The organism is Streptomyces sp. NPDC005566 (genome assembly GCF_040605575.1).
Taxonomy (GTDB): Bacteria; Actinomycetota; Actinomycetes; order Streptomycetales; family Streptomycetaceae; genus Streptomyces.
The window spans coordinates 97534-118161 of sequence record NZ_JBEXDB010000021.1; the positions used below are offsets into that span (position 1 = coordinate 97534).

The 20628-nt window shown below is 70.7% G+C and carries 12 protein-coding genes; 4 read left to right on the forward strand and 8 right to left on the reverse strand.

All coding sequences use genetic code 11. The features are described 5' to 3' along the window. Positions 1–72: 72 nt before the first annotated feature. The 3 genes from ABZS61_RS29095 to ABZS61_RS29105 form a co-directional block, all read right to left on the reverse strand. A complete protein-coding gene (locus ABZS61_RS29095; protein WP_356427567.1) occupies positions 73–990 on the reverse strand; it encodes a TylF/MycF/NovP-related O-methyltransferase in 918 nt (305 codons plus the stop codon). Between the two features lie 11 nt (positions 991–1001). Beyond that, complete coding sequence (locus tag ABZS61_RS29100; RefSeq protein ID WP_356427570.1) at positions 1002–1736, reverse strand: methyltransferase domain-containing protein; 735 nt, start codon at positions 1734–1736, stop codon at positions 1002–1004. 101 nt (positions 1737–1837) lie between these two features. After that, positions 1838–3886: a bifunctional glycosyltransferase family 2 protein/CDP-glycerol:glycerophosphate glycerophosphotransferase gene (locus tag ABZS61_RS29105; protein ID WP_356427573.1), complete on the reverse strand. Its 2049-nt coding sequence runs from the start codon at positions 3884–3886 to the stop codon at positions 1838–1840. Between the two features lie 101 nt (positions 3887–3987). On the opposite strand from ABZS61_RS29105, the gene ABZS61_RS29110 reads away from it, so the two are divergent. After that, a complete protein-coding gene (locus ABZS61_RS29110; RefSeq protein WP_356427576.1) occupies positions 3988–7389 on the forward strand; it encodes a CDP-glycerol glycerophosphotransferase family protein in 3402 nt (1133 codons plus the stop codon). Positions 7390–7422: 33 nt separating this feature from the next. On the opposite strand, the gene ABZS61_RS29115 is transcribed toward ABZS61_RS29110, so the two are convergent. Next, the gene (locus ABZS61_RS29115) at positions 7423–8028 is read right to left on the reverse strand and encodes a TetR/AcrR family transcriptional regulator (protein ID WP_356427579.1); all 606 of its coding nucleotides are present in this window, start codon (positions 8026–8028) and stop codon (positions 7423–7425) included. 140 nt (positions 8029–8168) lie between these two features. On the opposite strand from ABZS61_RS29115, the gene ABZS61_RS29120 reads away from it, so the two are divergent. Together ABZS61_RS29120 and ABZS61_RS29125 are read left to right on the forward strand one after the other, a co-directional pair. After that, the gene (locus ABZS61_RS29120; protein WP_356427633.1) at positions 8169–9110 is read left to right on the forward strand and encodes an ABC transporter permease; all 942 of its coding nucleotides are present in this window, start codon (positions 8169–8171) and stop codon (positions 9108–9110) included. A 10-nt stretch (positions 9111–9120) separates the two neighbouring features. Continuing rightward, complete coding sequence (locus ABZS61_RS29125) at positions 9121–9900, forward strand: ABC transporter ATP-binding protein (protein ID WP_356427636.1); 780 nt, start codon at positions 9121–9123, stop codon at positions 9898–9900. Between the two features lie 69 nt (positions 9901–9969). Here ABZS61_RS29125 and ABZS61_RS29130 read toward each other — a convergent pair whose 3' ends face one another. From ABZS61_RS29130 to ABZS61_RS29140, 3 genes are all read right to left on the reverse strand, one after another. Continuing rightward, positions 9970–14982, reverse strand: coding sequence for an NAD-glutamate dehydrogenase (locus ABZS61_RS29130; protein WP_356427582.1), 5013 nt, complete (start codon positions 14980–14982; stop codon positions 9970–9972). Positions 14983–15395: 413 nt separating this feature from the next. Next, positions 15396–16076, reverse strand: coding sequence for an HAD family hydrolase (locus tag ABZS61_RS29135; RefSeq protein WP_356427584.1), 681 nt, complete (start codon positions 16074–16076; stop codon positions 15396–15398). Positions 16077–16105: 29 nt separating this feature from the next. Then, complete coding sequence (locus ABZS61_RS29140; RefSeq protein WP_356427587.1) at positions 16106–16612, reverse strand: hypothetical protein; 507 nt, start codon at positions 16610–16612, stop codon at positions 16106–16108. Between the two features lie 287 nt (positions 16613–16899). Between ABZS61_RS29140 and ABZS61_RS29145 the strand changes: the two genes are divergently transcribed. Further along, entirely contained in the window at positions 16900–17328 is a 429-nt protein-coding gene (locus ABZS61_RS29145) for an Rv3235 family protein (protein WP_356427590.1), read from the forward strand. 248 nt (positions 17329–17576) lie between these two features. Here the strand turns inward: ABZS61_RS29145 and secA are convergent, their stop codons facing one another. Next, positions 17577–20399 (reverse strand): preprotein translocase subunit SecA, encoded by a 2823-nt coding sequence (secA, locus tag ABZS61_RS29150; protein ID WP_356427593.1) that lies wholly within the window; start codon positions 20397–20399, stop codon positions 17577–17579. Positions 20400–20628 lie beyond the last annotated feature (229 nt).

Below are 20628 nucleotides of genomic sequence, written 5' to 3' on the forward strand. Positions count from 1 at the left end.
TGCGGGGTCTTCTGCTTAACGAACGAGCCCCGTGCCGGGGAGGCACGGGGCTCGCGGGTACCGGCGGACCGCTCAGGGCTTGACGGCGATCCGGCCCTCGTCCATGCGCAGCAGCAGCAGCCGTGCGCCGGTCTCCTCCAAGAACTCGTCGACGGCCTGGCGCGAGCCCTGCCAGTAACCGTAGTCGTCGATCAGGAGCACCCCGCCGCTCACCAGACGCGAGTAGAGGTGCTCCAGCTCGTGCTTGGTCGAGGCGTACCAGTCGGTGTCCAGACGGAGGATCGAGATCTGCCCGGGCGCCTGCTCCGGCACGGTGTCCTCGACCTTGCCCTGCACGTAGTGGATCCGGTCCTTCGGGTACGGGACGCTCTCGAACCCTGCCTGCACGTCCTCCAGCGAGGCCACCGCCCAGATCGGCCGGTCCCTGCCCTGGGCGTCCAGGAGCTCCTGGGCCGACCGGCCGTCGCGCCGCAGGTCCTCCGCGGTGGGCGGGGTCATGCCCTCGTACGTGTCGAAGAGGTACAGGTCGCGACCGGTCTCACCGAGCGACAGCAGCGTCTTGGCGCAGGCCTGCATGGAACCGCCGCGCCAGACACCGCACTCGACGATGTCGCCGGGGATGTCGTGCTTGACGATGTGCCGGGTGGCGAGGACGAAGGCGTTGAGCCGCTCCGGCGAGGTCATCGTGTACGGCTTCACCGCACGGATGATGTCCTTCGCCTCGTCGTCGTAGTCCGCCGGGAGACGGGGGGCGGCCTTGGCTACCGGCTTCTTCGGCGCCGCAGGCACGTCCGCCGCAGCCACGTCCGCCGCAGGCCGGTCCGTCGCCACCGGCTGCCGGTCCGCCGTGCCCGCCGTCGGTGCCGGGGCGGAGCGGGGAGCGGGCACGGTCGCGCGCCTGAGCTGGTACCCGGTGAGTTGCTGAAGGACGCCGTTGACGGCGTTGCGCCAAGCCATGCCGCCGGAGAGTACGCGCGTTTTGCGGCTCATGTCATCTTTCGTCAACCTGTCGTTGATGTGACGGGCCGGCTCTCCGGGCGCCCGCACCGCTCCCGCCCGTCCAGTGGGCGCGGCAGCGGCACCCGGTCCACTCCGCCGACCCGGTTGGCCCACCACACCGCCGTCTCCCGCACGGCGAACATCGCCACCCGGTTCCTCAGCCGGGTCACCGGCCGGGGATGACGCTGCGGCCTGCGGAAGACGCCGACGGAGTCGCCCCAGTAGGCGGCCTTCGTGTCGATGGCCCCGTAGTCGTGCCAGATGCCCTTCGTGGGCGGGAAGTCCGTGTACGCCTCGCAGAGTTCGAGGCGGGAGTGCGCGGCCATCGCGCGAAACCCGTCGGGGTAGTAGCGCCAGCAGTCCTGCGCGTCGTGGGCGTGCCCGCGCGAGGGGGCGGTGACGAAGGCGTAGCCGCCGGGCTTCAGCACCCGGGCGATCTCCAGCATCGACACCCAGAAGAACGGGATGTGCTCGAACGCCTGGCCGGACAGGACGACATCGGCACTGCGCGACGTGGCGGGGATGCGGTAGGGCCGCCTCATCACCGCGTCGACGTTGGGCCCGTCGAGCACGTCGACACCGAAGTAGTCGATGTCGTGGCCCGCCAGCAGCCCCCGGTGCGTGCGGGTCTGCTTGCCGGAGATCCGCGAACCGAGGTCGACGACGCGGTGCCTGCGGGACTTGGGCAGATACTCCTGGATGCAGAGTTCCATCTGCTCGTAGGCGGACCTGTGCATGGCCTTCTCCCAACGTTGCGGTGTGCGCGCGCTGTTGAACACAACGACGAAGGGGTACGGAGGGGTACGGAGGGGCCGCCCCGTACGGGTGATGCGGGGCTTCATTCCGGGTCGGCGGGGAAGATCCGCCGCACCACGCGTTCCGCCGCGCGCCCGTCGTCGTACGGGCAGAACCGGCTGCGGAACGCGGCGCGCAGCACGGCCGCGTCCGGCGACCGCCACGCCCCGCCGAGGAGCAGCTCCCGCAGCTGGTCCTCCGTGGTGGCGACGGCCCCGGGGGCGTCGCCGGGACGGCCGGAGAGCAGATCGACGTAGGTGCCGCGTGCGGCGCGGTAGGCGGCCCAGTCCGGCGCGTAGGTGATGATCGGGCGGTCCAGGCAGGCGTAGTCGAACATCAGGGACGAGTAGTCGGTGATCAGCCCGTCGGCGGCCAGGAAGAGCTCCTCGACCCGCGGGTGCCCGGTGACGTCGACGACCCGGTCCCCGACGCCCGGTACGGCCGCGCGCCCGTAGAAGTAGTGGGCCCGCACCAGCAGCACGTACTCCGGTCCCAGAGCGCGGGCGAGGCGCTCCAGGTCGAGGCGGGGGACGAAGCCCTTCCGGTAGTCGCGATGGGTCGGCGCGTACAGCAGGACGGTCCGGCCGGGGGCGATGCCGAGACCGGCACGGATCTCCTCGGTCCGCTCCCGGGTGGCCGTGAAGAGGATGTCGTTGCGCGGATAGCCGAGCGGCAGGTGCTCGTACGAGGAGGGGTAGACACGGTCCCAGACCTCGGTGGTGTGCGGGTTGGACGACAGGCTGAAGTCCCACTGGTCGGTGTGGGCGACGATCCGCTCGAAACTGACACCGCCTGTGAGGGCGGGATACGGGCGCTGGTCCAGGCCCATGGTCTTCAGCGGGGTCCCGTGGTGGGTCTGCAGGTAGATCTGGCCGGGGCGCTTGGTGAAGCCCCCGGGGAAACTGGAGTTGTTGACGAGGTACGTGGCGGTGGCCATGGTCCGCCAGTAGGCGCGGGAGCCCTCGATCACGTACGGCACCCCGGGCGGCATCCGGTCGCGGTGGCGGGAGGAGACGACCCAGACCCCGCGGATGTGCGGGACGAGTTCGCGGGCCTTGGCATAGATCGCGGCCGGATTGCACGCGACGCCCCGGTTCCAGTAGGCCCCGTACACGGCGAGTCCGGGGTCCAGCGGCCGGCGGAGGTCCAGGCGGTAGGCGGCCCGCATCACGCGGGCGCGCAGCGACTTCCTGCCCGCGCGCAGGGCGGCTCGTGCCCGCGTGCGCCGGGCCAGGACGGCTCCCCGGGCGCGGTGTGCGGCGTACCGGCCCGGGAGCCCTGCGGCGCGGAAGAAGTCCGCACGGTCGGCGGGGGCGATCCGGCCGGGGTCGTCGAGCACCGCCCTCAGGTGCGCGGTGCGGGCGGCCCGGATCCGCGGGTCGCCGCCGGTCGCGGTGACCAGTCGCCCGTACTCGTCGATGACGGCGAAGTGGGCGCGGCCGGGTGTCGTGGCGAACGTGCCGGTGCGGCGCAGGTGGTGGCGCACGCAGACCCGGTCGAGTGCCGCGAGGGTGCCCGCGTCACACGCCAGGAGGGCCGCACGGTGGACGGGCACGACATCGTCGTACGGCCCCTCGGTGAAGCGCAGCCCGTGGGCGGTCCAGAACGCACGGCGGAAGAGCTGCTTGCGGGCCGCGGGAAGGGCGTCTCCCGGCCGGACCTCGCCCCACCAGTCGACGCAGTCGTGGCCGAGGCCCAGCACGTCCGGCCGGTCCGCCACCACCCGTTCGGCGATCTCCGCCAGCGCGCCCGGCATCAGCAGGCCGTCCCCGTCGAGGAAGAGCAGGTAGGTCCCGCGCGCCTCGGCGGCCCCGGCGTTGCGGGCGGCGCCCAGGGCCCCGGACTCCCCCGGGTCCCCCGGAGCGCCCGGGCTCACCGGGTCGCCCGGGACACCGAGGCCGTCCGGGTGCAGCACGCGCACCCGGGGGTCGCGCTCGGCGAACTCCTGCGCGATGGCCAGGCCGCCGTCCGGCGAACCGGTGTCGACGGCGATCAGCTCCCAGTCCCGTACCGACTGGTCGATCACGGACTCCAGGGCCGCCCTCAGGTACCCCTGAACGCGGTGGACGGGCATGACAACACTGAGGAGCATGGCAGCCGAGCGTAGTGCGGACCCCCCACCTCCCGGGACGAAGCTTCACCCGTTCGGGTTAGCGCCGGTGACCCGGGGCGCTCACCCCGGTTGAGCCGTACATGAAGCCACTCCTCAGCGTCGTCGTCCCCGTGCACAACGTCGAGGAGTACCTGGAGGAGTGCCTCGCCTCCCTGGCCGGCCAGTCCCTCGACGCACTCGAAGTGGTGCTCGTCGACGACGGCTCGACGGACGGCAGCCGCCGGATCGCGGAGGACTTCGCCCGCCGGGACGCGCGCTTCCGCTGCGTCCACCAGCCCAACGCGGGGCTGAGCGCCGCCCGCAACACGGGTGTTGCCCGCACCACCCCCGGCGTCCCCTACCTGGCGTTCGCCGATAGCGACGACATCGTCGTGCACGACGCGTACGAACGGATGGTGGCGTCCCTGGAGTCGACCGGATCGGACCTGGCGACGGGCAATGTGTGGCGGCTGAACGAGCAGGGAAGGCAGCAGGCCTGGCAGTACCGGTGGCTGACCGCCGACCGCCCCCGTACCCACATCACCCGTGACGCCCGGCTGCTGTCCGACCGGGTCGCCTGGAACAAGGTTTTCCGGCGCTCCTTCTGGGACCGGCACGCGTTCACCTTCCCGGTGGGCAAGCTCTACGAGGACACCCCCGTGATGATCCCGGCGCACTACCTCGCCGGATCGGTGGACGTGCTGCGCGAACACGTCTACTACTGGCGGGTGCGGGAGGGGTCGATCACCCGGCGGCGTACGGACGTGAGGGGCGTACGGGACCGGATCGAGTCCTGTGAGCGGGTCAGCGCGTTCCTGGCGGGCCGCGACCCCGTGCAGCAGCGGCGGTACGACGCGTCCTGCCTGCGCGACGACTTCGTGTACTTCCTGGAAGGGCTCCCGATGGGCGGCCCCGCCTACCGCACGGCGTTCATGGCCGGCGCGGGCGCCTTCCTCGACCGTGCGGGCAGCGCCGTGCAGGCCGGGCTGCCGGCCGAGGCCCGCATCAGGTGGCAGCTGGTGCGCGAGCGCAGGCTGGACGAGCTGCTGGCCGTCCTCGCGTTCGAACGGACCAACGGAGCCGGTACGTTCACGGTGGAGGGCCTGCCGGGTCGGCGCCGGGCGGCGCACCCCGGGGTCGCCGGCGGCAGGGGCACCGGGGCGCGGCTGGGCCGGGGCGACCTCCCCGCGGTGGCACGGCTGGTGGGGGCCGCCTGGGGCGAGGACGGAAAGCTGACGCTCCGCGGGTACGCGTACATCCGCAACCTGCCGGCGGAGGCGGCCCGCCACTCACTGAAGACGGCAGTGCTCCGCACGGCCGGAAGCAGGCGGCTGCGGGCCGTGCCCGTACGCACGGTCCGGATGCCCAGGGCCACCGCCGACTCCGGGCAGGACCTGCACTGCTACGACTACGCGGGCTTCGACATGGTCCTGGACCCGGAGCGGCTGGGGCCGGGCAGCCGGCTGGTGGGCGTGGTGGTGGCCGGACACGGCGTCGTGCGGCGGGCGGCCCTGCGCGCGGTGGACGCCGCCGCCGCCCAGCCGCTCGTCCACGACCTGGGGGGCGGACGCCGGGCGGTGCTCGGATACCGGGACGGCAGGCTCGAACTGACCGTGACCCAGCTGCCCGCCCTGGCCCTCGCGCACGACGGCGGGCGCGACACCCTGGAGCTGACCGGACGGCTGCACGGGACCGTCCGGCCGACCGCCCTGGTACTGACCCGGGACGGGGCGGCCGAACACAGCGTCCCCGTGCGGCACGGGGACGGCGGCCTGTTCACCGTACGAATCCCCCTCGCACAGCTGGCCGCCGAGCCGGCCGGTGCTCCCCGCACCCCCCGCGAGGTGACCCCGGAGCCGGAAACCCGGTGGCGCGCCGCCCTCGTGACCGGCGGCACCCGCGTCCCGCTCGCCGCTGCCCCGGACCTGCCGCCACCGGCCCTCGCGGACCCGGCGGGCCACCTGGTACTCGACGTGACCGGCCACCCGTTCGTGGACCACGCGGAGTCCGTGCCGGGCGGCGGGCTGATCGTCGAGGGGACGCCGTACGCCCCGGGGGCGCTCGTCCTGCGGCACGGCACCCTGGGCGAGACGGTGGCCGTCCCCGCCGAACGGCGGGGAGACCGGTTCGCCGCGCTGCTCCCCCGCCCGCCCCGCGAGGGCGACTGGGAGGTGCACCTGGACGGCCGGCCCGTACGCGTGGCGGCCGCGCTCGCCGCCCGGCTGCCGGTCCGCGCCGCGACAGCCGGTGCCGCCTCCGGGTCCACCGCGGAATTCCGTCTCGACCGCCGTCACGGCGACCGGCTGACCGTGCACGCGGAACCGGCGCTCGGCGAGTCCGAGCGGGGCGCGTACCGCCAGGGCCGTCTGCGTACGGCGCACTACCCGGCGCGGCGCGGGCTGCCGCTCCGGGACGTCGTCCTGTACAGCGGCGGTGACTCCCCACGCGCCGTGCACGCCGAGCTCGTACGCCGGAGCACCGATGTCGAGCACCTCTGGGTCACCGACGGATCCGCCGCGGGCGCCGACCGGGTACCGCCCGCGGCCGTGCCCGTCGTCGCGCACGGCACCGCCTGGTACGAGGCGCTGGCGCAGGCCCGCCGGATCGTCACCGACGGGCCGCTGCCCGCCTGGTTCGAGCGCCGTCCGGAGCAGACGGTCGTACAGACCTGGCACGGCACCCCGCTGGGCCGGTTCGGCCTGGACCTGGCCGACACCCTGTACGCCGACCACCAGGACCTCGCCTCGCTGCCGCACCGCTCCGCCCAGTGGTCGGTCCTGGTCTCCCCCAGCCGCTACGCCACCCCGCATCTGCGGCGCGCCCTGGCCTACGGCGGCGAGGTACTGGAGGCAGGTTCACCCGCCAACGACCTGCTGTTCGCGGCAGGGCGGGACAAGAGGGCCGAACAGGTACGCCGGGAGCTCGGCATCCCGGAGGGCCACCGCGTCGTGCTGTACGCCCCGACGTACCGCGACCATCTCGCCCACGCCCCGGGCAGCCTCCCGGCCGGTTCGCCCCGGCTGTACCGCTGGGAGTCCGCACTGGACCTGCCGGCGCTGGTGCGGGAGCTCGACGGCCGCACCACGGTCCTGGTCAGCAGGCATCCGCGGGTGACGGGCAGCCTGCCGGCCGGCCCGGCGCTGCGCGACGTGTCCGCGCACCCCTGCACCGCGGAGCTGCTGTTGATCGCCGATGTCCTGGTCACCGACTACACGGGCCTGGTGTTCGACTTCGCACTCACCGGCCGCCCGGTGCTCTTCCACACCTACGACCTGGAGCACTACCGGGACACCGTGCGCGGCTTCTGCCTGGACTTCGAGACCCGTGCGCCGGGCCCCCTGCTCGTCACCACGGACGAGGTGGCCCGGGCCCTGCGGGCCACCCCGGAGTCGGCCGCCCTGCACTCGGACGCGCAGGAGAGCTTCCGGCGGGAGCACTGCGACCTCGACGACGGCGGGGCGGCCGGCCGGGTCGCGGACCGGCTGCTCGGCGGCGGTGCCTGAGCTCTGCCGGCCGTCCCGGCGCGGCCGGCCTCCTCAGGCTTTGAGCGCCCGGACCGCCGATGCGGCGAGGTCGTCCAGGTACCCCTTGGGCAGATCACCGCGGACCACGACGAGGCGCCAGTAGAGCGGCCCGATGATCAGGTCCAGCGCCCGGTCCGGATCGCTGCCCTCGGGCAGTTCGCCCCGGGCCACGGCCGCGCGTACGACGACGGCGGCCACCCCCTGCTGCTGATCCAGCAGGGCGGCCTTGATGGCGTCCGAGATCTCCGGGCTGCGTGCCGCCTCGACCAGCAGGTCCGGGATCACCTGCGAGGCGACGGGGTGGCGCAGGGCGTAGGCGGCGAGTTCGAGCACGGCGCGCACGTCCCCGTACAGCGAACCGGTCGCCGGTGCGGGCATCCCCTGGGCGGCCACCGCAGCGACCAGGTCCAGGACGAGGTGGAGCTTGGACTTCCAGCGGCGGTACACGGCGGTCTTGCCGACGCCGGCACGCCTGGCGATGCCCTCGATGGACATGCGCGCAAAACCCACCGCGGCGAGCTCCTCGAAGACAGCGCCGCGGATGGCGTCGGTCACGTCCTCGCGCAGCACGGCGGCGCCTGCCGGGGTGCGGCGCCTGGTTCCCCGTTCGGTGGTCATGGACCGCATGATAGTCCGTAACGACGAAACGGTTGCGTTGCGACGTACAAACGTCCTAGTGTCAGCGTTGCGACGATACGGTGCCGTCCCATCCGACGGATCCGCTCGCCCTGTTCCTCCTGCCTCCGTCGAAAGCGATCGTGGTGAGCCAGACAGCAGCCCCGCCGGCCCCGGTGGACCCCGCTCCTCCCGTTCTCCTCCCCGTCCACGAACCCGGTGAGCTGGCCGCGCTCGCCGCCCGGCACGGGCTGACCGTCAGCGGGGCCCGGCCCTCTCTCGGGGAGTACGTCCGGCAGCTCTGGGGGCGCAGGCACTTCATCACCGCGTTCGCCACCGCCAAGCTGACCGCGCAGTACAGCCAGGCGAAGCTCGGCCAGATCTGGCAGATCATGACCCCGCTGCTGAACGCGACGGTCTACTACTTCATCTTCGGCGTCCTGATGAACACCAAGCACGGAGTCCCCGACTACGTGCCCTTCCTCGTCACCGGCGTCTTCATCTGGACCTTCACCTCCAGCTCGATCACGGCGGGCACCCGGGCCATCAGCGGCAACACCGGGCTCGTGCGCGCCCTCCACTTCCCGCGCGCCTCCCTGCCGATCGCCCTGGCCCTCCAGCAGCTCCAGCAGCTGCTGTTCTCGCTGGGCGCGCTCTTCATGATCCTGCTCGCGTTCGGCCAGTACCCGCGGCCCTCCTGGCTGCTGGCGATCCCGGCACTCGCCCTGCAGGCCCTGTTCAACACGGGGATCTCCATGGTCATGGCACGGCTGGCCGCGAAGACCCCCGACATCGCCCAGCTGACGCCCTTCGTCCTGCGGACGTGGATGTACGCGTCGGGCGTGATGTGGAGCCTCGACACCCTGCTGACGGGCGACCGGGTCCCGCAGTTCGTCCTGCTGGCCCTCGAGTGCAATCCCGCCGCCGTCTACATCGACCTGATGCGGTACGCGCTCATCGACAGTTTCACCGGGGCGCAGCTGCCCCCGCATGTGTGGGCCGTCGCGACGGGCTGGGCGCTCGTCTGCGGGATCGGCGGTTTCGTGTACTTCTGGAAGGCCGAGGAGCGGTACGGACGTGGCTGACACTCCCGACATGGACACGCGTGTTCCCACCGTCGTCGTCGACGACGTCCACATCACCTATACGGTCAACGGCGCCCGCACCGGGAAGGGCAGCGCCACCTCCGCCCTGAACCGGATCGTGTCGCGCGGCCAGCCGCGCGGCGCCCGCCAGGTGCACGCCGTGAAGGGCGTCAGCTTCGCCGCGTACAAAGGTGAGGCCATCGGCCTGATCGGTTCCAACGGGTCCGGCAAGTCGACGCTCCTCAAGGCCATCGCCGGCCTGCTGCCCCCGACGAAGGGCCGGGTCCACACCCAGGGCCAGCCGTCGCTCCTCGGCGTGAACGCCGCCCTGATGAGCGACCTGACCGGGGAGCGCAACGTCGTACTCGGCGGGCTGGCCATGGGCATGACGCGCGAGCAGATCCGCGAGCGCTACCAGGCCATCGTCGACTTCTCCGGCATCAACGAGAAGGGCGACTTCATCACGCTGCCGATGCGGACGTACTCCGCCGGCATGGGTGCCCGGCTGCGCTTCTCGATCGCAGCCGCCAAGAGCCACGACGTCCTCCTGATCGACGAGGCCCTGTCCACGGGCGACGCGAAGTTCCAGCGGCGCAGCAAGGACCGGATCCTGGAGCTCCGCAAGGAGGCCGGCACGGTCTTCCTCGTCAGCCACAGCAACCGGTCGATCACCGAAACCTGCGACCGGGCGCTCTGGCTGGAGGCGGGCACGCTGCGGATGGACGGTCCGGCCAAGGACGTCGTCGCGGAGTACGAGAAGTTCACCGCCCCCGCGAAGTCCAAGAAGTGACACGACCGCCGGACGGGCCCATCGGCCCGTCCGGCGGTCGCGGTCGTGGCGGCCGGCGGCCGCCTCCCCTCACGCGTGCGTACGCAGCAGCGTCCTCATCGTCCGCATGGCCACGGACAGGTTCGCCAGGTCGAAGGCGTCCGAGCCCTGGATCTCCTCCAGGGTGGAGCGCGACCGCGTCAGGATCGCCGCGTTCTTCTCCTCCCAGGCCTCGAACCGCTGCTCGGGCGTCGACGTCCCGTTGCCGACGGACAGCACGTCCGACGTCAGCGCGGCGTGCGCCGCGTACAGGTCCTCGCGGATGGAGGCGCGGGCCATGGACTGCCACCGGTCGGCGCGCGGCAGTTCGATGATCCGGTCCATCAGCTGAGTGATGCCCAGCCGGTCGGCGAGGTCGTAGTAGACCTCGGCCACCGACAGCGCGTCCTTGCCCGTACGGTCCGAGATCGCCACGATGTCCAGCGCCGGGAAGGCCGAGGAGAACCCGGCCACCCGCACCGCCAGCTCCTCGGGGACCCCCACCGAGGTGAGTTCGTCGAGGATCGACCGGTACCACTCGAGGTCGGCACCCCTGAGCAGCTTGGGCAGCTCGTTCCAGACCTGTCCGACACCGTCGCGGAAGAACTCGATGGTCTCGGCGATCTCGACCGGCTGCGGGCGGTTGCCGAGCAGCCAGCGCGCACCGCGCTCGACGAGCCGACGGGAGTGCAGACGGATCCGGGTCTGCACATCGGCGGCCACCTGGTTGTCGAGCGCCTCGACGGCGTCCCACACCTGGGAGAGACCGAAGATCTCACGCGCGGCGAACTGCGCCCGCACGATCTCCTCCAGCGACGCCCCGGTCTCCTCCCGCAGCCGGTGCAGGAACGTCGAACCCGCGGTGTTCACGGTGTCGTTGACCAGTACCGTCGTGATGATCTCGCGACGCAGCGCGTGCCCGTCGACGGCCTCCGGGAAGCGTTCGCTCAGCTGCTCGGGGAAGTAGGCGTGCACCAGTTTCTGCAGATGCGCGTCGTCAGGCAGGCTGGTCGAGATCAGCTCGTCGGCCGCCGTGATCTTGGTGTACGCGATCAGCACGGCGAGTTCGGGCTGGCTCAGGCCCTTGCCGTGGTTGAGCAGTTCGCGGATCTGCCGGTCGTTCGGCAGGAACTCCAGCGCCCGGTCCAGGTGTCCGTCGCGGCCGAGCCTGCGCATGAAGCGCTGCTGTGCGTGGAGCAGTGACGGTGCCTGGGCACAGGCGTTGGAGAGGGCGATGTTCTGCGCGTAGTTGTTGCGCAGGACCAGCCGGCCGACCTCGTCGGTCATCTCGGCGAGCAGCTTGTTGCGCTGCTTGACGGTCATGTCGCCGTCCCGGACCAGGCCGTTAAGCAGGATCTTGATGTTCACCTCGTGGTCGGAGGTGTCCACACCGGCGCTGTTGTCGATCGCGTCGGTGTTGATCCGGCCGCCGGCCCGGGCGAACTCGATGCGGCCCAGCTGAGTGGCCCCGAGGTTGCCGCCCTCGCCGACGACCCGGGCCCGCAGGTCCTCGCCGTTGACCCGGATCGCGTCGTTGGCCTTGTCGCCGACATCGGCGTTCGACTCGGCGGACGCCTTGATGTACGTACCGATGCCGCCGTTCCACACGAGGTCGACCGACGCCTTGAGGATGTTCTGCATCAACTCGGCGGGCGTCATCTTGGCGACCTTCGACTCGATGCCGAGGGCCTCACGGATGTGCGCGTTGATCGGGATCGACTTGGCGGTACGCGGATGGATCCCGCCGCCCGCGGAGAGCAGGTCCTTGTTGTAGTCGGCCCAGGAGCTGCGCGGCAGGTCGAAGAGGCGGCGCCGCTCGGCGTACGAGGTGGCGGCGTCCGGATTCGGGTCGATGATGATGTGCCGGTGGTCGAAGGCGGCGACCAGCCGGATGTGCTCGGAGAGCAGCATGCCGTTGCCGAACACGTCACCGGACATGTCGCCGACGCCGACGACGGTGAAGTCCTCGGTCTGGGTGTCGTGGCCCAGCTCGCGGAAGTGCCGTTCGACGGACTCCCAGGCACCGCGGGCCGTGATGCCCATGCCCTTGTGGTCGTAGCCGGCGGAGCCGCCGGAGGCGAAGGCGTCACCGAGCCAGAAGCCGTACGCGACGGCGACGTCGTTGGCGATGTCCGAGAACTTCGCCGTTCCCTTGTCGGCGGCGACGACGAGGTAGGTGTCGTCCTCGTCGTGGCGCACGACATCGGCGGGCGCCACGACCTCGCCCATCACCATGTTGTCGGTGATGTCGAGCAGCGCCGAGATGAACGTCTTGTAGGAGGCGATGCCCTCCGCCATCCAGGCGTCACGGTCGACGGACGGGTCCGGGAGCTGCTTGGCGACGAACCCGCCCTTGGCGCCGACCGGCACGATCACGGTGTTCTTGACCATCTGCGCCTTGACCAGGCCGAGGATCTCCGTACGGAAGTCCTCCCGCCGGTCAGACCAGCGCAGACCACCGCGGGCGACCTTGCCGAAGCGCAGGTGAACGCCCTCGACACGAGGCGAGTACACCCAGATCTCGAACGCCGGGCGGGGCGCGGGAAGGTCCGGGATGGCCTGCGGGTCGAACTTCATCGAGATGTAGTCGTGCGGCTCGTGGTCGTCGGCCAGCTGGAAGAAGTTGGTCCGCAGCGTGGCCTTGATGACGGTGAGGAAGGAGCGCAGGATCCGGTCCTCGTCGAGCGAGGCGACCTGGTCCAGGGCCCCGTCCAGCTCCTCCAGCAGTCCGTCGGTCAGCTCCGTGCCGGCCTTCTGGCGGCTCGGCGACATCCGGGCCTCGAAGAGGGAGATCAGCAGCCGGGTGGTGTGGACGTTGTTGTGGAGGGTGTCCTCCATGTAGTCCTGGCTGAAGGTCGAACCCGCCTGGCGCAGGTACTTCGCGTAGGCACGCAGCACCATCGCCTGACGCCAGTCGAGCCCGGCGCCCAGCACGAGGGAGTTGAAGCCGTCGTTCTCCGCCTTGCCGGTCCAGACGGCGGCGAACGCCTCCTGGAAACGCTCCCGTGCGTCGTCGGCGAGGTAGCCGCCGTTGCCGGCGGCCTTGGGCATGCGCAGGCCGAAGTCGTAGACCCAGGCGTGCGTACGGTCCGCACAGCGCAGCTCGTACGGACGTTCGTCGACGACCTCCACGCCGAGCCGCTGGAGCGCGGGGAGCACTGCGGAGAGGGAGACCTGCTCGCCGGTGCGGTAGATCTTGAAGCGCCGCTCGCCGGGTCCGACACCGACCGGCTCGTACAGGCTGAGCGCGAAGTCCTTCCGCTCGCTCTTGAGCGCTTCGAGGTGGACCAGGTCGGCCACGGCGGCGCGCGGCGAGTGGTCGGCCTTGTAACCCTCGGGGAAGGAGTGCCCGTAGCGGCGCATCAGTTCGGCGGCGCGTTCCTCGCCGCACTCGGCGTTGAGCGCTTCCTGGAAACCGTCAGCCCAGGAGCGGGCGGCCTCGACGAGACGGGCCTCGATGCGGTCCGCGTCCGCGTCGGTGAGGTGCTGCAGCTCGGTGCCCGGCGGGACACGGACGACGAAGTGCAGCCGGGAGAGGATCGACTCCGTGTTCCAGGCGGTGAAGTCGACGTTGGTACCGCCCAGTTCCTCCTTGAGGATGTCGATCAGCCGGAGTCGCACACCGGTGGTGTAGCGGTCGCGCGGCAGATAGACGAGCGCCGAGTAGTAGCGCCCGTACTCGTCCTGACGCAGGTACAGCCGCAGCCTGCGGCGCTCCTGGAGGTAGAGCACGGAGGTGACGATGGAGCGCAGCTGGTCGACGGGCGTCTGGAAGAGCTCGTCGCGCGGGTACGTCTCCAGGATCTGCAGCAGGTCGCGGCCGTCGTGGCTGTGGGGCGTGAAGCCCGCACCCTCGAGCACCTCGGCGACCTTGCGGCGCACGACCGGCACCCGGCGTACGGACTCGGTGTACGCGGCGGACGAGAACAGGCCCAGGAAGCGCCGCTCACCGATGACGTTGCCGTCGGCGTCGAACTTCTTCACCCCGACGTAGTCGAGATAGCTGGGACGGTGGACGGTCGCGCGGCTGTTCGCCTTCGTCAGGACCAGCAGCTTGTGCTCACGGGCCTTGGCGCGGGCGTCGGCGGGCAGCCGGTCGAAGGACGGGCTCACCGGGTGCGCCTCGTCCTCGCTGTGCTGCGGGTCGGAGCGCAGGATGCCGAGTCCGGTGCCGGCGACGACGGTCAGCGCGTCGCTGTCCCTGAGCTCGTACTCGCGGTAGCCGAGGAAGGTGAAGTGGTCGGTCGCGAGCCAGCGCAGCAGCTCGCGGGCCTCCTCGACCTCCTCGTCACCGAGTTCGTCGAGGGGTTCGGCGGGGAGCTCGTCGGCGATCCGCAGAGCGGCGTCGCGCATCTTCTCCCAGTCCTCGACGGTCTCCCGCACATCGGACAGGACACGGAGCAGATCGGCGGTGATCTGCTTCAGATCGGCGCGGTCGGTCTCCCGGTCGATCTCGACGTGGATCCACGACTCGACGAGCGCGTCGTGCGGCAGTTCGGCCTGGGCCTCCTCGCGGCCCTTGCCCCTCTTCACACCGGTGGCCCGGTGCCTGTCGTCGGCGAGGACCTCGATGAGCTTGCCCGTGACATCACGACGGACGACGACCTGCGGATGGATGACGAGATGGATGCCCCGGCCCTGCCGGGACAGCTCGTTGGTGACCGAGTCGACCAGGAACGGCATGTCGTCGGTGACGACCTCGACGACGGAGTGGCTGGACGTCCAGCCGTTCTCCTCGACCGTCGGGGTGTGCACCCGGACGTTCGCGGTGCCCTGCGGGCGGTTCTCCGCGAGGCGGTAGTGGGAAGAGGCAGCCCCGAAGAGATCGACCGGGTCGCGGCCGGTGACGTCCTCCGGAGCGGTGTGCAGGTAGTAGCGCTGGAGGTAGGCGAGCAGCATGTCCTGGCCCGGCCGCTCGCTCTGATCGGCCCCGCTGCCGGCCTCGGCAAGGCGCACCCGGGGGGTACCCACCGGGCCGCCGGCACCACCGCCCGGACTGTTGTCAGCTACCCGGGCCGCCCGTGCGAGCAGCTCGGCCTTGGCTTCGTCCAGCTTGGTCTGCATGTCCTCTGGCTCCTGTCGCGCGCCGTTGCGTGACGTAGGTGAGAAAAGACGACGTACCGCCACGACACGGGGTTTCCGGTCTCGGTCGACGCTATGCCGCCATGGGAGATACCCGGGACCGTATCGGCCATTTTCGGCAGTCGGCCCGGGGTTCGGAGATCGCGGATCGCCCGGGTGCTGTAGCACTCCGGGCGTAGGCCGGGGGCTTCGCTGCCCCCGAGGCGTATCGCGCTGATCACGGCACCAGGCTATCCCCCCGGCACCCACAACCGTCATGAGCCGCATATGTACAAAATACGAACCCGAACTTTGACACTCTGGACATCGCGCCGGGGCGTTCCGGTACGTATCGGCCGAGGCGGCATGCCTCCGCCCGCCGGATGCCGCAGGCCCCACCGGCCCGTCGGTCCCCGTCAGACCGCCATCAGTTCGGCCAGTGCGACAGCCTCGGCCAGGGTGTCCACCACCGGCACCCCCGCCGCCTCCAGGCTGCTACGGCTGTGCGAACCACCGGTGTAGAGCACCGCACGCGCCCCGACATGGGCCGCGGCCACGGCATCGTCCACCGCGTCCCCGATGACCACGGCACGCTCCGGCGATATCCGGGCGAACTCCTCCAGGGCGACGAAGTGCCGCTCCATGTGCTGGGCCTTGCTTCCGCCGGACGGCCCGGTGCGGCCGTCGACGCGCACGAAGTGCCTCTCGATGCCGTACCCCCGCACCACCGGCACCAGCTGCTCGTGGCCGTACATGCTGAGCAGCGACTGGCTGTGGCCCGCCCGCCGCCACTGCGCCAGCAGTTCCTCGACGCCCTCGGTCAGGGCGCAGGCGACCCGCTGCTCGGCGTAGTGACGGTGGAAGATGCCGTCCATGCGGTCCCACTCGGCCTCGGTGGGCAGCCGGCCGAGCAGGCGCTCGTAGAACTTGGGTATCGGCACGCAGTACGTCTCGCGGTACTGCTCCAGTGTGATCGGCGCCAGGTCGATCTCCGCGAAGGCGGCGTTCGTCGCCCCGATGACCGCGTGGATGTCGTCGAGCAGTGTGCCGTTCCAGTCCCAGACCAGATGAGTGTGTTGCTTACCCGGAGTCGCCATGGAAGAAAAATACTCGCCGGGTACGACACTCAGCCGATCAGGCCGGGGATCTCCTGCACCCCGAACCACAGCAGCTCGTGGTCCTCCGCACCGTCCACCGTGAACTGCGCGTCGTCGTCACCGAGGTCCGCCGCCCCCAGGGCGGCCGCTGCCGCCGCGACGTCCTTCTCGGCGTCATCGGCGTCCACATGCACGGCGGCGGCCTTCGACAGGGCCACGGGGGCCGCGATGCGCACCTCTCCGAGCGAGGCCGCGTCCAGGATGTGATCCGGGTCGGCGACCGCCGCCCCGTCCGCCACGTCGAGCGCGACGACCACCCGGCGCCGGGGCTCGTCAGGCTTCCCGGCGATCAGCCGCAGGGAAGCGGAGGCGGCCCGGTTGAGCGCCGCGTACTCCAGCTCCTCGATGTCGTCGGAGACGTACCACTCACGCAGCCCGGGAGTCACCGCATAGGCGGTGAGCGGCCCGGGACCGACCTCGCCCGCCCCGTGTGCCGCTGCGAGACCGGAGAGGGTCAGAGGGACGTACACACGCATGGCTGACCGCTTTCGTAGTCGACGACGCCCTCAGGATACGTGGGAGGTCCCCCATCAGGGTTCGCGAGCCGCCCCCTCCTGTCCACCTCGCAACGGCCGTCACCCCCGCCGGTCCCCTTGCGGCGCCAGGCCCGCCACCCGGATAGGTGATCTCTGAGGCGGCCCGTCCCGCGCAGAACGCGGGTTGCGGGCCGGGGTGCCGTCCCCGTAGAAGGTCCCCAACAGAAGTTACCGCCCGGTATCGCTCGGTATGCGACCGGGCTCCGGACAGCACGGGGGCTATGACCATGAGCACGGACAAGACCAGGCCCGCCGGACGACGCGACCGGTCAAGGCCGGGCACCGTACCGCCGCAGCGGGCACCCCACCGGCCACGGCAGCCACTGCGCCCGCACCAGTGGTTCGCCGAACGCCTGCTCGCCGTCCTCAGCGGCCAGCGCCCGGTGCACTGGATGCTCGGCCACACGATCGGCGAGGCCTACGACCAACTGGCCGAACTCGCTCCGGGCGCCCCGCTCGGCGCGGGAAGCAGGCGCCCCGTCGTACGCACCTGCCACGGCGCCCAGCCGGCCACCGGCGTCGTGGAGGCCTTCGCCAGCATCGAGACGGGAGAACAGGTCCGCGCCATGGCCTTCCGCCTGGAACAAGGCCCCGACCTCCGCTGGCGCTGCGCCGCGGTGGACCTCGGAGGCGAACGCCTCTCCGCCGTCGGATGACCCGCACCTGAGCACACCGGCCCGGCGGACCGACGCCACGACGGTCCGCCTCGCAGGCCGCCGCGACCCGCGCCCGACGCCCTGCGAGGCGGACGGCCCACCGCAGGCCCCCACGTGCCCGCGCAGCGCCCCACGTGGCCTCGGCAGCCTGCCAGGGCCCCCGGCAGCCCTCACCGGCCCCGCAAGAAGAAACGGGCCTGGGCCGGACACCACGTGGTGTCCGGCCCAGGCCCGTCGAACGATGAGCGCTACTTCTTGCGGCGACGCCCGCCGCCACCGCTCTTCTGCGCCTTGCGGCGCTCCGCACGCGTCATCCCGTCGCCCTCGGAGCGATCGCTGTCCCCGTTGGAGAAGTCGCCCTCGACGATGCCGCCCTCCCCGTCCACCGTGGGAGCGGAGAAGTGCAGCCGGTCCGGACGCTGCGGGGCGTCCAGGCCCTTGGCCCGGATCTCCGGACGCGCGGTGGCCGCCACAGGAGCGCCCTGCTTCGAGAGCGAGGTCCGCTCCGCCGCATCCTGCACCGGAACCTCCTCGACCTGCTGCTCGACCTGGACCTCCAGGTTGAACAGGTAGCCGACGGACTCCTCCTTGATGCCCTCCATCATGGCGTTGAACATGTCGAAGCCCTCGCGCTGGTACTCGACCAGCGGGTCCTTCTGCGCCATGGCCCGCAGACCGATGCCCTCCTGGAGATAGTCCATCTCGTAGAGGTGCTCACGCCACTTGCGGTCCAGGACGGACAGGACCACGCGCCGCTCCAGCTCGCGCATGATGTCCGAGCCGAGCGACTTCTCGCGCTCCTCGTACTGCTCGTGGACGTCGTCCTTGACCGACTCGGCGATGAAGTCGGCGGTGACCCCGGCCAGGTCACCCGCGGCGTCCTCGAGCTCGGCGACCGTGACCTTCACCGGGTAGAGCTGCTTGAAGGCACCCCACAGCCGGTCCAGGTCCCACTCCTCGGCGAAGCCCTCGGCGGTCTCCTGCCGGATGTAGTCGTCGATCGTGTCGTCCATGAAGTGACGGATCTGGTCCTGCAGATCCTCGCCCTCCAGGACACGACGACGCTCACCGTAGATGACCTCGCGCTGCCGGTTGAGCACCTCGTCGTACTTCAGGACGTTCTTACGCGTCTCGAAGTTCTGCTGCTCGACCTGCGACTGCGCGGAGGCGATCGCGCGGGTCACCATCTTGTTCTCGATCGGTACGTCGTCGGGAACGTTCGCCATCGACATGACGCGCTCGACCATCTGCGCCTTGAACAGCCGCATCAGGTCATCGCCCAGCGAGAGGTAGAACCGGGACTCGCCCGGGTCGCCCTGACGGCCGGAACGACCGCGCAGCTGGTTGTCGATGCGCCGCGACTCGTGCCGCTCGGTGCCCAGGACGTAGAGCCCGCCGAGGTCCTTGACCTCGTCGTGCTCGGCCTTGACGGACTGCTCGGCCTTCTCCAGAGCGGCGGGCAGCGCCGCGGCCCACTCCTCGACGTGCTCGACGGGGTCGAGGCCGCGCTGGCGCAGCTCCGCCTCCGCGAGGTCGTCGGGGTTGCCGCCGAGCTTGATGTCGGTGCCTCGTCCGGCCATGTTCGTGGCGACGGTGACGGCACCCTTGCGGCCCGCCTGGGCGATGATCGGCGCTTCCCTGTCGTGCTGCTTGGCGTTCAGCACCTCGTGCTGGACACCCCGCTTGGAGAGCTGCTGCGAGAGGTACTCGGACTTCTCGACCGAGGTGGTGCCGACCAGGATCGGCTGCCCCTTCTCGTGCTTCTCGGCGATGTCGTCGACGACCGCCGCGAACTTCGCGACCTCGGTGCGGTAGATCAGGTCCGACTGGTCGGCGCGCACCATCGGACGGTTCGTCGGGATCGGCACGACGCCCAGCTTGTAGATCTGGTGGAACTCGGCGGCCTCGGTCATCGCCGTACCGGTCATGCCCGAGAGCTTGCCGTACAGGCGGAAGAAGTTCTGCAGGGTGATCGTGGCGAGGGTCTGGTTCTCGTCCTTGATGTCCACCCCTTCCTTCGCCTCGATGGCCTGGTGCATGCCCTCGTTGTAACGGCGGCCGGCGAGGATACGGCCGGTGTGCTCGTCGACGATCATAACTTCGCCGTCGATGACGACGTAGTCCTTGTCCTTCTTGAAGAGTTCCTTGGCCTTGATGGCGTTGTTGAGGTACCCGACGAGCGGCGTGTTCACCGACTCGTAGAGGTTGTCGATCCCGAGCCAGTCCTCGACCTTCGAGACACCGGGCTCGTGGATGGCCACGGTCCGCTTCTTCTCGTCGACCTCGTAGTCGCCGGTCTCCTCGATGCCCTTCAGCGGGTTGCCCGCCTCACCCCTGGTGAGACGCGTGACCAGCTTGGCGAAGTCCCCGTACCACTTGGTGGCCTGGTCGGCCGGGCCGGAGATGATCAGCGGCGTACGGGCCTCGTCGACGAGGATCGAGTCGACCTCGTCGACGATCGCGAAGTTGTGGCCGCGCTGGACGAGCTCGTCCTGGGACCACGCCATGTTGTCGCGGAGGTAGTCGAAGCCGAACTCGTTGTTCGTGCCGTACGTGATGTCGCAGGCGTACTGCGCACGGCGCTGCGCCGGGGTCATGTTGGCGATGATGCAGCCGACCTCGAGACCGAGGAACTTGTGGACCCGGCCCATCATCTCGGAGTCACGCTCGGCCAGGTAGTCGTTGACCGTGATCAGGTGCACTCCCTTGCCGGAGAGCGCGTTGAGATAAGCGGGCAGGGTGCCGACGAGGGTCTTGCCCTCACCGGTCTTCATCTCGGCGACGTAGCCGAGGTGCAGGGCGGCTCCACCCATCATCTGAACGTCGTAGTGGCGCTGTCCGAGGACGCGCTTGGCGGCCTCACGGACGGTCGCGAATGCTTCGGGAAGCAGGTCGTCCAGGCTCTCGCCGTCCGCGTACCGTTCCTTGTACTCGTCGGTGAGCGCCCGCAGCTCGGCGTCGGAGAGGTTGACGAAGTCCTCTTCGATGGAGCTGACCTGGTCCGCGATGCGGTGCAGTTTGCGCAGGATCTTGCCTTCGCCTGCACGCATGAGCTTGTTGAAGACGGACACTGAGGCTGGTCTCCTTGCCGGTCGGGCCTGGCACTGGGTCGTGTAATGGACTCTGGCGCGGGCACGGCAGGTCGGCCCCACCGCAACGGCCATCGTAAGCGAGGACCCCGCCGCGCCGGGAGGGCTGCCACAGCGTTGCCCCCGCCGCACCCTTCCAGGACAACGGCCCAGGGGTGCGGAAGGTGCCGGGAAGCCCCAAAAGTGCTCGCATCCCGGGCGCCGGAACACC